The 15018-nt window shown below is 72.1% G+C and carries 15 protein-coding genes; 14 read left to right on the forward strand and 1 reads right to left on the reverse strand.

Annotated elements, in window-relative coordinates; genetic code table 11:
- Window positions 1-97: 97 nt before the first annotated feature.
- The 12 genes from gatC (at window position 98) to IFT51_RS05130 (ending at window position 11256) form a co-directional block, all read left to right on the forward strand.
- Window positions 98-397 carry an Asp-tRNA(Asn)/Glu-tRNA(Gln) amidotransferase subunit GatC gene (gene gatC, locus IFT51_RS05075; RefSeq protein WP_055794582.1) on the forward strand — a complete coding sequence of 100 codons (300 nt, stop codon included), beginning with the start codon at window positions 98-100 and terminating at the stop codon, window positions 395-397.
- A 2-nt stretch (window positions 398-399) separates the two neighbouring features.
- On the forward strand, window positions 400-1950 hold the full coding sequence (gene gatA, locus IFT51_RS05080) for an Asp-tRNA(Asn)/Glu-tRNA(Gln) amidotransferase subunit GatA (protein WP_192059845.1): 1551 nt from the start codon (window positions 400-402) through the stop codon (window positions 1948-1950).
- Complete coding sequence (gene gatB / locus IFT51_RS05085) at window positions 1950-3449, forward strand: Asp-tRNA(Asn)/Glu-tRNA(Gln) amidotransferase subunit GatB (RefSeq protein ID WP_192059847.1); 1500 nt, start codon at window positions 1950-1952, stop codon at window positions 3447-3449. The genes gatA and gatB overlap by 1 nt, the downstream gene beginning before the upstream one ends.
- Before the next feature lie 88 nt (window positions 3450-3537).
- Window positions 3538-4440 carry a hypothetical protein gene (locus IFT51_RS15055; RefSeq protein ID WP_192059850.1) on the forward strand — a complete coding sequence of 301 codons (903 nt, stop codon included), beginning with the start codon at window positions 3538-3540 and terminating at the stop codon, window positions 4438-4440.
- The gene (locus IFT51_RS05095) at window positions 4433-5269 is read left to right on the forward strand and encodes a DUF3097 family protein (protein WP_192059852.1); all 837 of its coding nucleotides are present in this window, start codon (window positions 4433-4435) and stop codon (window positions 5267-5269) included. The genes IFT51_RS15055 and IFT51_RS05095 overlap by 8 nt, the downstream gene beginning before the upstream one ends.
- A 76-nt stretch (window positions 5270-5345) precedes the next feature.
- Window positions 5346-5990 carry a spermidine/putrescine ABC transporter substrate-binding protein gene (locus IFT51_RS05100; RefSeq protein WP_192059854.1) on the forward strand — a complete coding sequence of 215 codons (645 nt, stop codon included), beginning with the start codon at window positions 5346-5348 and terminating at the stop codon, window positions 5988-5990.
- A 25-nt stretch (window positions 5991-6015) separates the two neighbouring features.
- Window positions 6016-6426 carry a DUF3054 domain-containing protein gene (locus tag IFT51_RS05105; protein WP_192059856.1) on the forward strand — a complete coding sequence of 137 codons (411 nt, stop codon included), beginning with the start codon at window positions 6016-6018 and terminating at the stop codon, window positions 6424-6426.
- A 92-nt stretch (window positions 6427-6518) separates the two neighbouring features.
- Window positions 6519-7265 carry a DedA family protein gene (locus IFT51_RS05110; RefSeq protein WP_192059858.1) on the forward strand — a complete coding sequence of 249 codons (747 nt, stop codon included), beginning with the start codon at window positions 6519-6521 and terminating at the stop codon, window positions 7263-7265.
- Window positions 7266-7365: 100 nt separating this feature from the next.
- Window positions 7366-8217 (forward strand): hypothetical protein, encoded by an 852-nt coding sequence (locus IFT51_RS05115; RefSeq protein ID WP_192059860.1) that lies wholly within the window; start codon window positions 7366-7368, stop codon window positions 8215-8217.
- A gap of 122 nt (window positions 8218-8339) precedes the next feature.
- Complete coding sequence (locus IFT51_RS05120) at window positions 8340-9347, forward strand: SDR family oxidoreductase (protein ID WP_192059862.1); 1008 nt, start codon at window positions 8340-8342, stop codon at window positions 9345-9347.
- Window positions 9344-10810: an NAD(P)/FAD-dependent oxidoreductase gene (locus IFT51_RS05125; RefSeq protein ID WP_192059864.1), complete on the forward strand. Its 1467-nt coding sequence runs from the start codon at window positions 9344-9346 to the stop codon at window positions 10808-10810. The genes IFT51_RS05120 and IFT51_RS05125 overlap by 4 nt, the downstream gene beginning before the upstream one ends.
- A gap of 17 nt (window positions 10811-10827) precedes the next feature.
- Window positions 10828-11256 carry an SRPBCC family protein gene (locus IFT51_RS05130; protein WP_244636926.1) on the forward strand — a complete coding sequence of 143 codons (429 nt, stop codon included), beginning with the start codon at window positions 10828-10830 and terminating at the stop codon, window positions 11254-11256.
- Window positions 11257-11357: 101 nt separating this feature from the next.
- Here IFT51_RS05130 and IFT51_RS05135 read toward each other — a convergent pair whose 3' ends face one another.
- On the reverse strand, window positions 11358-13040 hold the full coding sequence (locus tag IFT51_RS05135) for a long-chain-fatty-acid--CoA ligase (protein ID WP_192059868.1): 1683 nt from the start codon (window positions 13038-13040) through the stop codon (window positions 11358-11360).
- A gap of 133 nt (window positions 13041-13173) precedes the next feature.
- Between IFT51_RS05135 and IFT51_RS05140 the strand changes: the two genes are divergently transcribed.
- Window positions 13174-13992 carry an oxidoreductase gene (locus IFT51_RS05140; RefSeq protein ID WP_192059870.1) on the forward strand — a complete coding sequence of 273 codons (819 nt, stop codon included), beginning with the start codon at window positions 13174-13176 and terminating at the stop codon, window positions 13990-13992.
- Window positions 13993-14098: 106 nt separating this feature from the next.
- Window positions 14099-15016 (forward strand): oxygenase MpaB family protein, encoded by a 918-nt coding sequence (locus IFT51_RS05145; RefSeq protein WP_192059872.1) that lies wholly within the window; start codon window positions 14099-14101, stop codon window positions 15014-15016.
- Window positions 15017-15018 lie beyond the last annotated feature (2 nt).

The raw sequence follows: 15018 nt of genomic DNA on the forward strand, positions 1-15018 counted from the left end.
TCGACTCGCACCGCGCCTCCTCGGTCGGAGCCTCCCCGTAGAATCGACGGCGACCCCCAAGCGCAGTACCCCCACACGATCCCTGTGACGGAGCACCATGTCTGACATCACGCGCGAGCAGGTCGAGCACCTCGCCGGTCTCGCCCGAATCGCCCTCACCGCCGACGAGATCGACACGATGACCCGAGAGCTCGGGCAGATCGTCGACAACGTCGCGAAGGTGGCCGAGGTCGCCACCGACGACGTCCCCGCGACGAGCCACCCCATCCCGCTCGAGAACGTCTTCCGCCCCGATGTCGTGGGCGAGACGCTCACGGCCGAGCAGGCGCTGTCCGGCGCCCCCGACCACGACGGCTCGCGCTTCAGAGTGAGCGCCATCCTCGGAGAAGAGCAGTAGAGATGACCGACACCGCAAGCCTCATCCGCCTCAGCGCGGCCGACCTCTCCGTCAAGCTCGGCTCCGGCGAGGTCTCGTCCGTGGAGGCCACGCAGGCGCACCTCGACCGCATCGCCGCGGTCGACGGCGACGTCCACGCCTTCCTGCACGTCAGCGACGCCGCCCTGGCCACGGCCGCCGACGTCGACCGCCGTCGCGCCGCCGGCGAGCCCCTCGGGCCGCTGGCCGGTGTGCCGATCGCCGTCAAGGACGTCCTCTGCACCATCGACATGCCGTCGACCTCGGGCAGCCGCATCCTCGAGGGCTGGGTGCCGCCCTACGACGCCACGGTCGTCAAGAAGCTCCGCGCCGCGGATCTCGTGCCGCTCGGCAAGACGAACATGGACGAGTTCGCGATGGGCTCGTCGACCGAGTTCTCGGCGTACGGTCCGACGCACAACCCGTGGTCGCTCGACCGCATCCCCGGTGGCTCGGGCGGCGGCTCGGCCGCGGCGGTCGCCGCCTTCGAGGCGCCCCTCGCTCTCGGCAGCGACACCGGCGGCTCCATCCGTCAGCCGGGCGCCGTCACCGGCACCGTGGGCGTCAAGCCCACCTACGGCTCCGTCAGCCGGTACGGCGCCATCGCTCTCGCCAGCTCGCTCGATCAGGTCGGTCCGGTCAGCCGCACCGTGCTCGACTCCGCCCTGCTGCACGACGTCATCAAGGGCCACGACCCGCGCGACTCCACCTCGCTCCGTGACGAATGGCCGTCGTTCACCGACGCCGCTCGCGCCGGTCTCGCCGGCGGCGCCCTGAAGGGCGTCCGCATCGGCGTCGTCAAGGAGCTGAACGGCGAGGGGTTCCAGGGCGGGGTCAAGACGCGCTTCACCGAGGCCCTCGATCTGCTCACGGCGGCGGGTGCGGAGATCGTCGAGATCTCGGCGCCGAGCTTCGAATACGCGATCAGCGCCTACTACCTCATCCTGCCGGCCGAGGCCTCGAGCAACCTCGCCAAGTTCGACTCCGTCCGCTTCGGCATGCGCGTGGTGCCCGAGGGCGGCGGCACCGTCGAGGACGTCATGGCCGCGACCCGCGAGGCCGGCTTCGGCCCCGAGGTGAAGCGCCGCATCATCCTCGGCACCTACGCGCTGAGCGCGGGGTACTACGACGCCTACTACGGCAGCGCCCAGAAGGTCCGGACCCTCGTGCAGCGCGACTTCGCGAAGGCGTTCGCCGAGGTCGACGTGCTCGTGTCGCCGTCCGCCCCGACCACGGCGTTCCCGCTCGGCTCGAAGATCGACGACCCGCTGGCGATGTACCTGAACGACATCACGACGATCCCGGCGAACCTCGCAGGCATCCCCGGCATCACGATCCCGATGGGGCTCGCCGCCGAAGACGGTCTGCCCGTCGGGCTGCAGTTCATGGCTCCGGCCCGCGAGGACGCCCGCCTCTACACCTACGGCGCCGCACTCGAGCAGCTGCTCGAGCAGAGCTGGGGACGCACCCTCATCTCGCAGGCACCCGATCTCAGCAGCACCGAACAGCACGCCGCCACCGAGGGAGTCATCTGATGGCCAAGGCAGACCTGATGGACTACGACGAGGCGCTGCAGAGGTTCGAGGTCGTGCTCGGCTTCGAGGTGCACGTCGAGCTCGCCACGAAGACGAAGATGTTCTCGGACGCCCCGAACTTCTTCGGCGGTGCCCCGAACACCAATGTGACCCCGGTCGACCTCGGCCTGCCGGGCTCGCTGCCCGTCGTCAACGAGCAGGCCGTCCGCTACTCGATCAGCCTCGGGCTCGCCCTGGGCTGCTCGATCGCCGAGAGCTCGCGCTTCGCCCGGAAGAACTACTTCTACCCCGACAACCCCAAGAACTACCAGGTCAGCCAGTTCGACGAGCCGATCGCCTACGAAGGCGAGGTCGAGGTCGAGCTGCCCGACGGCACCGTCTTCCGGATCCCGATCGAGCGGGCCCACATGGAGGAGGACGCCGGCAAGCTGACGCACGTCGGCGGTTCGACCGGGCGCATCCAGGGCGCCGAGTACTCGCTGGTCGACTACAACCGCGCCGGCATCCCGCTCGTCGAGATCGTGACCAAGCCCATCATCGGCGCGGGCGCGCTGGGCCCCGAGCTCGGCGCCGCGTACGTGTCGACCATCCGAGACATCGTGCGCTCGCTCGGTGTCAGCGAGGCGCGCATGGAGCGCGGCAACCTGCGCTGCGACGCGAACGTCTCGCTGCGCCCCCACGGCCAGGAGAAGCTCGGCACCCGCACCGAGACGAAGAACGTCAACTCGTTCCGTTCGGTCGAGCGCGCGGTGCGCTACGAGATCCAGCGGCAGGCCGCCATCCTCGCCTCGGGCGGCACCATCACCCAGGAGACCCGCCACTGGCACGAAGACACCGGTCGCACGTCGGCGGGTCGTCCGAAGAGCGACGCCGACGACTACCGCTACTTCCCCGAGCCCGACCTGCTGCCCGTCGTGCCTCCCCGCGAGCTGATCGAAGAGCTCCGGCTCGCCCTGCCCGAGGCCCCGGTGGCCCTCCGTCGCCGGCTGAAGGCCGAATGGGGCTTCGCCGACCTCGAGTTCCAGGACGTCGTGAACTCGGGCATGCTGACCGAACTCGTCGAGACCGTCCAGGCCGGCGCCTCCCCGCAGGCGGCCCGCAAGTGGTGGACGGGCGAGATCGCCCGTCTGGCGAACGCCCGGGGCGTCGAACCGTCGACCCTCGTGTCCCCGCTGCACGTCAGCGAGCTCATCGCGCTCGTCGAGTCGGGCGATCTGACCGATCGCCTCGCGCGTCAGGTGCTCGAAGGCGTCGTGGCGGGCGAGGGCGCACCCGGCGAGGTCGTCGAGAAGCGCGGGCTCAAGGTCGTCTCCGACGACGGCGCGCTCATCGCGGCGATCGACGAGGCCCTGGCCGGTCAGCCCGACGTCCTCGCGAAGATCCGCGACGGCAAGGTGCAGGCTGCCGGCGCCGTCATCGGCGCGGTGATGAAGGCCATGAAGGGCCAGGCCGACGCGGCCCGCGTGCGCGAGCTGGTGCTCGAGCGCGCTCAGGCCTGACGACCGGCGGCACGAGCATCGCCGTCGACGGGGGAGCCGCCGTGATCGAGCAGGTGCCTGCGCGTCGGCACGAGCGCGACGGCGACCGATGAGCGTGCCCCGGTGGATCCGACCCGCCGCCCCGGTCGGGGTGGCGGTCATGGGTCTCGCCGTCGTCGTCGCTGTCGCGGCGACGTGGCTGCCCCTGCGCGTCGTCGTCATCCGCACGACGGACGGTGCCGGGGCGGCGTTCGCGAGCAGGTCGGACCTCCTCCTGGTCGCCGTCGCGGTCGCCGTCGTGATCCTGATCGCGTATCTGGTCTCGGCCGCCGCGCTCGCCTGGACGCCCGCACGGCACCTGCTCGTGCCCCGCGCCTCCTACTGGAAGCACGTGACCCGACGCCGTGAGCTGCGGCGTCGACTCGCCAGCCACCTCGCCCGAGGCACGGCGGCCGGGCTCTGGTTCGTCGCCGCGCTGATCGTCGTGGCACTCGTCGGCCAGTCCGGTGGTGCCGTCGCCGCATGGTGGATCCCGCTCGCGGTGTCCGTCGTCTACGTCGTGGGGATGCTCGTCTGGCTCAGCTGGGTGCTCACCGGCGGATTCGCTCCGCCGCGGCGATCGGCGCAGACGGGAACGACGGCCGCGCGGTCGACTCCCGCACGCGCCGCCGGAGGCGCGGCGCAGGGAGCCTCACGCCGGTCGCCCCCTCGAGACGGGCCCTCTCGTGACGCGCCGACTCGAGACGCTCCGGCCCGCGCGGCTCAGCCCCGTCCTGCTCAGGCCCGCGCGGCTCAGCCCCGTCCGGCTCAGGCCCGCGCGGCCCAGCCCCGCGCGGTCGGGGGGAAGACCGCGTCCCCCGTGGGTCGCACCTCGCCGCGGCCCGGCGAGCGTCGCCGGTCCGACGAGGCCGCGGCGTCGAAGAGCCCGCCTCGCCCCTACCAGCCATCACCGAGACCGCAACCCCGAACCCGACCCGAACCACCGCAGAGAGGTCCATCGCCCCGTGACTGACGACCGATACGGAGACGACGTGCTGAGCGGCGACTGGAAGCGCTCGAAGCGGCCGGTCGCGACGCCGACCGACGCCGTCCGCGATCTGGTCGTCGAGGACTCCGCGAGCGGCTTCACCGGGGCCGTCGTGCGGGTCTCGGCGGGCCTGGTCGAGCTGGAGGACTGGAAGGGCCGCGTGCGGGCGTTCCCGCTGTCGGGATCGTTCCTGATCGACGGCGCGCCCGTGGCGCTGCGGGTGCCGCGGGCGGCGCCGGCCGGCCGGGCACGCACCGCGTCGGGATCGTTCGCCGTCGACGGGGCCCGTGCCCGGGTCGCCCGCGAGAGCCGGATCTTCGTCGAAGGACGTCACGACGCCGAACTGGTCGAGAAGGTGTGGGGCGCCGACCTGCGGATCGAGGGCGTCGTCGTCGAGTACCTCGAGGGCGTCGACCACCTGGCCGAGGTGCTCGCGGAGTTCCGTCCGTCGCCCACCCGGCGGGTGGGCGTGCTGGTCGACCACCTCGTCGCCGGCTCGAAGGAGAGCCGGATCGCCGACTCCGTCATGGCGGGGCCGTCGGGGGCGGGCGTGCTCGTCGTCGGGCACCCGTTCGTCGACGTGTGGCAGGCGGTCAGGCCCGCGCGCGTCGGTCTCGCCGAGTGGCCCGCGGTGCCCCGTTCGATCGAATGGAAGCACGGCATCTGCGACGCGCTCGGCTGGCCGCACGACGACCAGGCCGACATCGCCGCCGCCTGGCAGCGGATCCTCGGGCGGGTGCGGACCTTCGCCGACCTCGAACCCGCTCTGCTCGGCCCCGTCGAGCGACTGATCGACTTCGTCACCGTCGACTGACGGCACCCGGGCCCGGACCCGGTGAATCGCCCGGGGGTACACGGTCATCACCGCCCGATGCCCGTAGATTCGGGGCATGGCGGAATCGATCGAGGGGCGCGTGCAGAGCGCCGTCGACGCCTGGCTGCGCTGGCTGCCCCGCTGGCGCATCGGCACGGCCCGCGGGCGCACCCGCGTGTGCCGACTCTGCTTCGGGTCGCCCGTCGCCGTCGCCGCCGGTTTCGACCGCGACGTGCCGCACGCCGTCCAGCACGCGCTGCTGAACCGGCTGCGTCACATCGTCGACGACGAGGTCGAGATCTACACGGCCCGCAACCTGCCGCTCGTCGACCGGGAGCTGCGTCGCGAGGCCGACGGCGTCGTCGATGTCGGCTACCGCCCCGACGTCGGTCTCGACCCCGAGTTCGAGGGGCTCGACGTCGACCCCGAACCGGACCCCGCTCAGCCGTTCCTGTTCACGCTGGCCGGTCTCGCAGAGGAGGACGCGCCTCCTGCCGGGTCCCGCACGGTCGACCCCGTCGAGTACTCCGACGAGGCCAAGGAGGCGCTGCGCCGGGAGCTCGCGCTGGCCGACGACCACGCGCAGTCGGTCGGCACGAGCCTCTGCTTCGCCCTCGTCGCTCAGCGGGAGCGCATCGGCGACGCCGTCGAGCGTCTCGTCGAACCGCAGATCGACGACCTGCTGTCGGAGCTGTCGCAGACGCTCGAGCAGCCCTCCTGAACCCGCTCCCGCTCGAAAGGCAGACATGACCGGCATCTCACGCAGCGGGCGCTCGAGGCGCTCCACAGGGCTCTGGTGGGTCGCCGTCGTCGATCTCCTGCTCATCGCAGCGTTCGTCCTCATCGGCCGCAGCAGTCATGCCGAGGCCCTCGACCCCACGGGCGTCGCGACGACCCTCTGGCCGTTCGTCGTCGGTCTCGCCGTCGGCTGGGCGACGGTGCTCGGGGTGGGCTGGTCGATGCGCGGCCCCAGGGCGGGGCTCGTCGTCTGGGTGGCGACGGTCGTCGTGGGAGTGCTGCTGCGTGTCGCGAGCGGACAGGGCGTCGAGCCGAGCTTCGTGGTCGTCACGGCGATCGTGCTCGGGGTGTTCCTGGTGGGCTGGCGACTGATCGGGCTGCTCGCGACCCGCCGACGAGGCGCCGGCCGACCCGTCTGACCCGCGCAGGGGTCGTCCACAGCCTGACCCGGCATACTCGAGGAGCCGATCCGAGCCCGTCCCGAGCGGGACCCGAACCGACCCAGGGACACATGACCTCCTCAGCCGCGCCGACCGCACTCCTGACCGCCGCATCCGCCCCCGGGTCGTTGACCGAGAGCGGGGGCATCGTCGGCATCGCGTCGCGCGTGATCGACGCGCTGGGCGAGTGGGGCGTCGGTCTGCTGACCTTCATCGAGACGATCTTCCCGCCGATCCCGAGCGAGCTGATCCTGCCGTTGGCCGGTGCACTGGCCGGCAGCGGCGACATGAACATCGGCCTCCTGATCGTCGTCACGACGCTCGGAGCGTACGTCGGCGCACTCGTGCTGTACCTCCTCGGTGCGAAGCTGGGTCTCGAACGGAGCATCCGGTGGCTCTCGAAGCTGCCGCTCGTCGACCGCGAGGACTTCGACAAGGCGGCGGGCTGGTTCCACCGGCACGGTCGCTCGGCCGTCTTCTTCGGGCGCTTCATCCCCGGAGTCCGCAGTCTCATCTCGCTGCCGGCCGGCGCCGACCGCATGCCCCTCGTCACGTTCTCGCTCTTCACCATCGTCGGCAGCGGCATCTGGAACACCCTCCTGATCTCCCTGGGCGCCGCCCTCGGAACCCAGTACGAGCTGATCGACGAGTACGCGAAGTACCTCGACTACATCGTCTACGGCGCGATCGCCGGCGTGATCGTCTGGCTCGTGGTGCGGGCGCTGCTGCGGCGCCGACGTCGCGGCGGGTCCGCCGACGCCCGCGACACCCGCGAGCCCGGCGATCACCGAGACGCCGACGGCGACGTTCGCGGCTGATCCGCACGCTGCGCACAGGCAGGCGGCGGCGGGCGACCGTACTGTCGTGTTCGGCAGGTGCCTCCGCACCGCACACCACGAACGGAAGGGAACCGCTCCGATGGGATTCCTCGACAGACTCCTCGGCCGCGACGACGACCAGGCCAAGCCCGGCCCCAGGGCGGACACCCGGCCCTACGGCCAGCAGTCGTACGACCAGCAGCCCTACGGCCAGCAGTCGTACGACCAGCAGCCCTACGGCCAGCAGTCGTACGAACAGCAGCCCTCCGCCCAGCAGTCGTATGACCAGGCGCCCTCCGGCCAGCAGCCGTACGGGCAGGCGCCCGCGCCCCGGTCGTCCGCACCGCAGGCTGCACGGACCGACGACGAGATCGCCGTCGAGCGCTACCGCTACCTGCTGCGGACGGCCCCGCCCGAGACCATCGAGCAGGTGCACGCCGAGGCCTTCGAGAAGCTCACGCCCGAGCAGCGTCGCCTGGTCTTCGACGAGCTCAGCGCGCAGGCGTCCGAGAGCGAGCGCCCGCGCGGCGACGACCCGGCGTCGCTGGCGCAGGCCGCCACCCGGTCCGAGCTCCGCCAGCCGGGCACCCTCGAGCGCACGCTCGGCGGCGGCAGCCCCTCTGAGGGGCAGAACGCCCAGGGTCGCCGCGGGCCCGGCATGGGCTCGATGATCGGCGGCTCGCTGCTCGGCACGGTGGCCGGCTTCGTGATCGGCTCGGCGCTGGTCGGTGCGTTCCTGCCCGACGGCGGCGCCACGGCCGACGGCGGCGAGGGCGACCAGGGCGATGGCTCCGACACCGGCTCCGACCCGGGCGACACGGGCACGGAGACCGCGGGCGCCGACACCGGCGCGGGCGACGGCGGGGGCGACTTCGGGGGTGGCGACTTCGGTGGCGGTGGATTCGGCGGGGGCGACTTCGGGGGCGGCGACTTCGGCGGCTTCGACATCTAGCACCGTGCGGCGCTGCGTCGAGGTGACGACCGAGGAGGCGCGACTCACGCGAGTCGCGCCTCCTCGGTCGTGAACGACTACCGTCGGAGACCCGCGAACGCGAGGATGAGTCGAGGAGAAGCATGAGCACCAGCAGGATCGCCGTCGTCACCGGAGGAACCGCCGGACTCGGCCGTGCCACCGTCCGAGAGCTCGCCGCCCGCGGCTGGGACGTCGCGGTGCTCGCCCGTGGTCAGGACGGACTCGACGGGGCCGTCGCCGACGTCGAGGCCGCCGGGCGTCGCGCTCTCGGCATCCCGACGGACGTCGCCGACCGTGCGCAGGTCGAGGCCGCCGCCGATCGCGTCGAATCGGAGCTCGGGCCCATCGACCTCTGGGTGAACGACGCCATGGTCGGGGTGTTCGGCGAGTTCCTGGACACCGACCCCGACGACTTCGAGCGGGCGACGGCCGTCAACTACTTCGGCTTCGTCAACGGAACCCGTGCGGCCCTCTCGCGGATGGTGCCGCGCGACAGCGGTCACGTGATCCAGGTCGGCTCGGCGCTGGCGCACCGCGGCATCCCCCTGCAGGCCGCATACTGCGCCGCGAAGCACGCCGTCCAGGGCTTCACGGAGTCGGTGACCACCGAGCTGCTGCACAACAAGAGCGCGGTCCGCATCTCGACGGTCGACATGCCGGCGCTGAACACCATCCAGTTCAACTGGGTCCGCACGGATCTGCCCGACCACCCGATGCCCGTCGCGCCGATCTTCGAACCCGAGGTCGGGGCCCGGGCCATCGCCGCCGTCGCCGAGAAGCCGCGTCGCCGGTCGTGGATCGGCGAGCCGACGCTGGGGACGGTCATGGGCAACCGCCTCGCCGCGGGCGTGATGGACGTGTTCCTGGCCAAGACCGGCTACTCGGGTCAGCAGGCGCCCCAGAAGAAGGAGCCGATGCTGCCCGACAACCTCTACGAGCCCACGGCCGGCGACCACGGGGCGCGAGGCATCTTCAGCGATCAGGCCCATTCGACGAGCCCCCAGGTCTGGTACACCGAGCACCGCGTCATCGGTCGCGGTCTCGCGGTCGCGGCCGCCCTCGGTGCCGGATTCGCGACCGTCCGGGCGGTGTCGGGGCGTCGCCGATGAGCCGGCCCTACGACGCATCGGTCGTCGGGGCGGGTCCCAACGGGCTGGCCGCGGCGGTGGTGCTCGCTCGGGCGGGGCTCAAGGTGCAGCTCGTGGAGCGGGCGTCGACCATCGGCGGCGGCACGCGCACGGCCGAGCTGACCCTGCCCGGCTTCCGCCACGACATCTGCTCCGCCGTGCACCCGATGGCCATGGCCTCGGGGTTCTTCCGGCGGTGGGGGCTCGAGCAGCGCGTCGAGATGATCGTGCCCGAGATCTCGTACGCGCATCCCGTCGACGGAGGCACCGCGGGTGTGGCGTACCGCGACCTCGAGCGGACGGTCGCCGGTCTCGGGGTGGACGGGCCGACCTGGCGCCGCATGTTCGGCCGCCTCGTCGACCTCGAGGACGAGATCTCGCAGTTCACGCTGTCGCCCATCCTGCAGGTGCCCAGGCACCCCGGCACGGTGGTGGAGTTCGGCCTGCGCATCCTCGCCCAGGGCGGCCCCTGGTGGGACGCCGGGCTGAAGACGCGCGAGGCGACGGCCCTGCTCGCCGGCGTCATGGCCCACGCCATCCGTCCGATGCCGAGCCTGTCCGCCTCCGCCGCCGGTCTGACCCTCGCCGTGCACGGGCATGGGCGGGGCTGGGCTCTGCCTCGCGGCGGCAGCCAGTCGATCGCCGATGCGCTCGCGGCCGACCTCGTGGCGCACGGCGGGGTGATCGAGACCGACACGGAGATCACCGACCTCGGGCAGCTCGACAGCGACGTCGCACTGCTGGACGTGACGCCCCGGCAGCTGATCTCGATGGCCGGCGCGCGCCTCCCCGACGGCTATCGTCGTCGCCTCGAGCGGTTCCGCTACGGCGGGGGAGCGTCGAAGGTCGACTTCGCGCTCAGCGGCCCGGTGCCCTGGGCGGTCGACGCCCTGCGGGGGTCCCCGACGGTGCACCTCGGCGGCGATCGGGCCGACGTGGCCCGCGCCGAGCACGACGTGGCCAGGGGGCGGCACTCCGACGACCCGTTCGTGCTCGTCGTGCAGCCGAGCGTCGTCGACGACACGCGCGCTCCGAGCGGGCAGCACTCGCTCTGGACGTACGCGCACGTGCCGTCGGGCAGCACCCGCGACATGACCGAGGTCATCACGGCGCAGATCGAGCGCTTCGCCCCGGGCTTCCGCGACGTGGTGCTCGCGTCGCACTCGTACAGCGCCGACGAGCTCGAGGCCCACGATCCGAACTACATCGGCGGCGACATCGCCTCGGGTGCGCCGAGCCTCAAGCAGCTCGTCGTGCGCCCGGTGCTGTCGACCGAGCCGTGGCGGACCCCCGTCGCCGGCGTGTACCTCGCGTCGTCGTCGGTGCCGCCCGGGCCGAGCGTGCACGGGATGGGCGGCGCCTACGCCGCCCGCAGCGCCCTCCGGCACGAGTTCGGCATCACCGACCTGCCCCATCTGGGACCCGACCGGGGGGAGCCGGCATGAGCATCGAGGAGCGATTCATGGACGCATCGCCCGAGGACGTCTTCGCGATCCTGCGCGACGGCTGGTCGTACCCGAGCTGGGTCGTCGGGGCGTCGCGAGTGCGCGATGTGGAGCCCGCGTGGCCGGAGGCCGGCTCGAAGATCAGCCATTCGGTCGGCGTCTGGCCCGCGGTGATCGACGACTCGACGAGCATCGTCGAGTGGGACCCGCCCCGTCGCGTCGTCATGATCGCGCGCGGCTGGCCCCTGGGGGAGGCGCGGGTCGGGTTCGCGGTCAAGCCCATCTCGGGCGGTTCGCACGTCACCATGACGGAGGACGCGGTGTCCGGCCCGGGGACCCTCGTGCCGAGACCGCTGCAGAACGTCATGCTCAAGCACCGCAATCGCGAGACGCTGCAGCGGCTGGCCTGGCTGGCCGAGGGGCGACGGGACGGCAAGGCCGACTAGATCGGGTCTCGCCGCCCCCGGGTGCCCGGGGCCCCGAGCGCGGGATGCCCCCGGGCCGGAGCTCAGGATGCCCCAGGCGAGGATGCCCGGGGCGCTCGCGGTCAGTGACCGAGCAGCTCGTCGCGCACCTTGCGGCGCAGCACCTTGCCGATCAGCGAGGCCGGCAGGGCGTCGACGACGACGATGCGTCGCGGCACCTTGTAGGGCGTGAGGTGCTTGCGGGCGAAGGCACGCAGCTCGGCGACGTCGACCTCGGCACCGGGGGAGACGACGATCGCCGCGGCGACCTGCTCGCCGCCGGGGCTCGGCATGCCGACCACGGCCGCGTCGACGACGCCTTCGAAGCGCGTCAGGACCTCTTCGACCTCGGAGGGCGCGACGTTGAACCCACCGGTGATGATGAGCTCCTTGATGCGGTCGACGACGCGCACGAAGCCGTCGTCGTCGACGGTGACGATGTCTCCGGTGCGGAACCAGTCGCCGTCGACGAAGACCTCGCTCGTGGCCTGCGGCTTGCGGTAGTAGCCGGTGAACACCTGGGGGCCGCGCACGATCAGCTCGCCTGACTCGCCGGGGGCGACGTCGACCGTCGGCTGGTCGGGGTCGACGACCCGCACCTCCGTGCTCGGCAGCGGGAGCCCCACGGTGCCGGCGCGGCGGGTCGGCCCGACGGGATTGGCCATCAGCACGGGCGAGCACTCGGAGAGCCCGTAGCCCTCGACCAGCCAGCCGCCGGACTCGGCCTCCCACGGCTCGACGACCTCGGCGGACAGGGGCATGGCGCCCGAGATCGCGACCTCGACGCCGCGCAGCGAGACGCCGGCGTCGTCGGCCGCCTTGCGGAGGCGCGTGTAGATCGGCGGGACGGCCGGCAGGAAGGTCGGCGGTCGCTTCTTCATGACCTTGAGGACGAGCGCCGGGTCGAAGGCGGGGAACAGCACGAGGCGCGCCCCCATGCTCATCGCGAAGGTCAGGCAGAGCGTCAGGCCGTAGGCGTGGAACATCGGCAGGACGGCGTAGACGGTGCACGCGCCCTGCTCGATGGTCGGCACCCAGGCCCGTGACTGCGCCGCGTTCGAGAGCAGGTTGCGGTGCGTCAGCTGCGCGCCCTTCGGCGTGCCGGTGGTGCCGCTCGTGTACTGGATGACCGCGAGGTCGTCGGTCTCGGGGCGGGGGTGCTTGGAGCGGATCGGGCGCGAGCCGACGACGTCCTCCCACGGGGTCGTGCCACGGACCGGCGCGAAGAGGCGCTCGCGGGACTCGCGTGCCTTGGCGATCGGCAGACGGAGGGCCAGCCGGGTGCCGAACGGCATCGCCTTCGTCACGTCGACCGAGACGACGTGGTCGACCGCGACGTCGTCGGGGAACGCCTGGATCGTGTCGACGACCTTGTTCCAGGCGATGGCGATCTTGGCGCCGTGGTCTTCGAACTGGTGACGCAGCTCGCGCGGCGTGTAGAGCGGGTTGTGCTCGACGACCACGGCGCCGAGACGCAGGACGGCGTAGAACGCGACGACGTGCTGCGGGCCGTTCGGCAGCACGAGGGCCACGGTGTCGCCGTGGCCCACTCCGAGCTTCCGCAGGCCCTCGGCCGCACGCGCGATCTGCTCGACGAGCTCGGTGTACGAGGTCGTGGCCCCGAAGTACTCGAGCGCCACCGCCTTCGGGTAGCGCTTCGCGCTGCCGTCCACCAGGTCGAGGAGAGAGCCCGTGACGGGCTCGATCTCGTGCGGGACGCCGGGGGCGTACGAGTCAAGCCAGGGACGCGGGGTCTCGATGGTCACCCTCTCACTCTAGGGCGAACGAGGCCGTTCGATCGTGCGCGTCGTGCAGCGACGCGGGGAAGAGGCACCTGGACGTCTTCCAGACGGGCGGGCGTTGGATCGGGGGGACCCGCACCCCGACGAGAGGAACACCGTGAGCAAGGTCTGGTTCATCACCGGAGCATCCAAGGGCTTCGGCCGCGAGTGGGCCGAGGCCGCACTCGAACGAGGCGATCGCGTCGCCGGCACCGCGCGGAACCTCGACGACGTCGCCGGTCTCGTCGAGCAGTACGGCGACGCCTTCCTGCCGCTTCAGCTCGACGTCACCGACCGCGCGGCCGACATCGCCGCCGTGCAGGTGGCCGCCGAGACGTTCGGTCGTCTCGACGTCGTCGTGAACAACGCCGGCTACGGCCACTTCGGCATGGTCGAGGAGATCAGCGAGACCGAGGCCAGGGGGCAGCTCGAGACGAATCTGTTCGGCGCCCTGTGGGTGACGCAGGCTGCTCTGCCGATCATGCGCGAGCAGGGGTCGGGCCACATCGTGCAGGTGTCCAGCATCGGCGGCATCAGCGCGTTCCCGACGGTCGGCATCTACCACGCGTCGAAGTGGGCGCTCGAGGGCATCAGCCAGTCGCTGGCGCAGGAGGTGGCGGGCTTCGGCATCCACGTCACCCTGGTCGAGCCCGGCGGGTTCAGCACCGACTGGTCGGGCCCGTCCGCGTCGCGCAGCGACGGGCTCGAGGAGTACGCCGAGGTGCGCGAGGCCGCCTCGAAGCGCCCGTCGGCCGCCGACCCGGGCGACCCGAAGGCCACCCGCGGCGCGATCCTCAAAGTCGTCGACGCCGAGCAGCCGCCCCTCCGCATCTTCTTCGGCAAGGCGCCGCTCGGCATCGCCACCAAGGACTACGAGTCGCGTCTCGCGACGTGGAACGAGTGGCAGTCCGTCTCGGTCGAGGCGCACGGCGGCTGACCCTCCGTCGCCGACGCCCGCCGCGCCTCCTGCGTCTCTCGAGAGCTGCGGGAGGCGCGGTGTCCGTTCACGGGAGTCCTCAGGTCCGAGAGCGCATGATCGGGCCATGACCGACCTCGTCTCCCCGCTGCGCGCCCGTCTGCAGCAGACCTTCAACGGGCAGGCGACGGGCACGCCGCAGTGGATGATCGACCTCGAGAAGGGCGACGACGAGGGGTTCTTCGAGCCGGGGTCGGCCGTCTGGGCCGTGCACGGGGCCAAGGCGACCATCGCCGCCGGCGTGAGGGCGCTGCTCGTCCAGGCCCTCCACCCCGGTGCGCTCGCCGGAGTGCACGACCACTCGCGCTTCAAGGAGGACCCCCTGGGGCGGCTCGCCGGGACGATCCGCTGGATCTACACGGTCACCTACGGCAGTCGGGACGCCGCGACCCAGGCGTCGAACTGGGTCTCGCGGCTGCATACGAAAGTCGTCGGGCAGTACGACGACCGTCACGGCGTCTCGCACGGTTACGCGGCCAACGACCCCGAGCTGCTCAGCTGGGTGCACATGGCCTTCGCCGACTCGTTCCTGGCCGCCTTCCATCGGTGGGGCGGGCGCGAGGTGCCCGGAGGCCCCGATGCCTACGTCCGCGAGTGGGCCGTCGCCGGCGAGCTGATGGGTGTGCCGAATCCGCCGCTGACCGTTGCCGAGATGCAGCACCAGCTGATGGACTTCGATCGCCGGGGGGTCCTCGAGCGGACCTCCCGCACCGACGACGTCGTGCGGTTCATCCGGCGTCCGCCGCTGTTCCCCGTCCTCCGGGCCGGCTACCCCCTGCTGTTCAACGGCGCGGTCGCGACGCTGCAACCCCGATTCCAGGAGCTGCTCGATCTGCGTCCGCCGCACGTCGGTCCCGTCGAGCTGCCGACCGCCGGCCCCGCCGCGGCCGTGCTGCGGGGAGTGGGCGCCGTCATGGGCCCGCGGCCGCCGGCTGAGAAGCACGCGCTGGCGCGACTCGAACGACTCGGGTGGGCATCGGTCTGACC

The sequence above is a fragment of the Frigoribacterium sp. CFBP 13712 genome (genome assembly GCF_014842255.1).
Classification (GTDB): domain Bacteria; phylum Actinomycetota; class Actinomycetes; order Actinomycetales; family Microbacteriaceae; genus Frigoribacterium.

Excerpts from the sequence above, each read along its gene's own strand:
- gatC (WP_055794582.1), top strand. The coding sequence starts at position 98 with ATGTCTGACATCACGCGCGAGCAGGTCGAGCACCTCGCCGGTCTCGCC.
- gatA (WP_192059845.1), top strand. The coding sequence starts at position 400 with ATGACCGACACCGCAAGCCTCATCCGCCTCAGCGCGGCCGACCTCTCC.
- gatB (WP_192059847.1), top strand. The coding sequence starts at position 1,950 with ATGGCCAAGGCAGACCTGATGGACTACGACGAGGCGCTGCAGAGGTTC.
- IFT51_RS15055 (WP_192059850.1), top strand. The coding sequence starts at position 3,538 with ATGAGCGTGCCCCGGTGGATCCGACCCGCCGCCCCGGTCGGGGTGGCG.
- IFT51_RS05100 (WP_192059854.1), top strand. The coding sequence starts at position 5,346 with ATGGCGGAATCGATCGAGGGGCGCGTGCAGAGCGCCGTCGACGCCTGG.
- IFT51_RS05105 (WP_192059856.1), top strand. The coding sequence starts at position 6,016 with ATGACCGGCATCTCACGCAGCGGGCGCTCGAGGCGCTCCACAGGGCTC.
- IFT51_RS05110 (WP_192059858.1), top strand. The coding sequence starts at position 6,519 with ATGACCTCCTCAGCCGCGCCGACCGCACTCCTGACCGCCGCATCCGCC.
- IFT51_RS05115 (WP_192059860.1), top strand. The coding sequence starts at position 7,366 with ATGGGATTCCTCGACAGACTCCTCGGCCGCGACGACGACCAGGCCAAG.
- IFT51_RS05120 (WP_192059862.1), top strand. The coding sequence starts at position 8,340 with ATGAGCACCAGCAGGATCGCCGTCGTCACCGGAGGAACCGCCGGACTC.
- IFT51_RS05125 (WP_192059864.1), top strand. The coding sequence starts at position 9,344 with ATGAGCCGGCCCTACGACGCATCGGTCGTCGGGGCGGGTCCCAACGGG.
- IFT51_RS05130 (WP_244636926.1), top strand. The coding sequence starts at position 10,828 with ATGGACGCATCGCCCGAGGACGTCTTCGCGATCCTGCGCGACGGCTGG.
- IFT51_RS05145 (WP_192059872.1), top strand. The coding sequence starts at position 14,099 with ATGACCGACCTCGTCTCCCCGCTGCGCGCCCGTCTGCAGCAGACCTTC.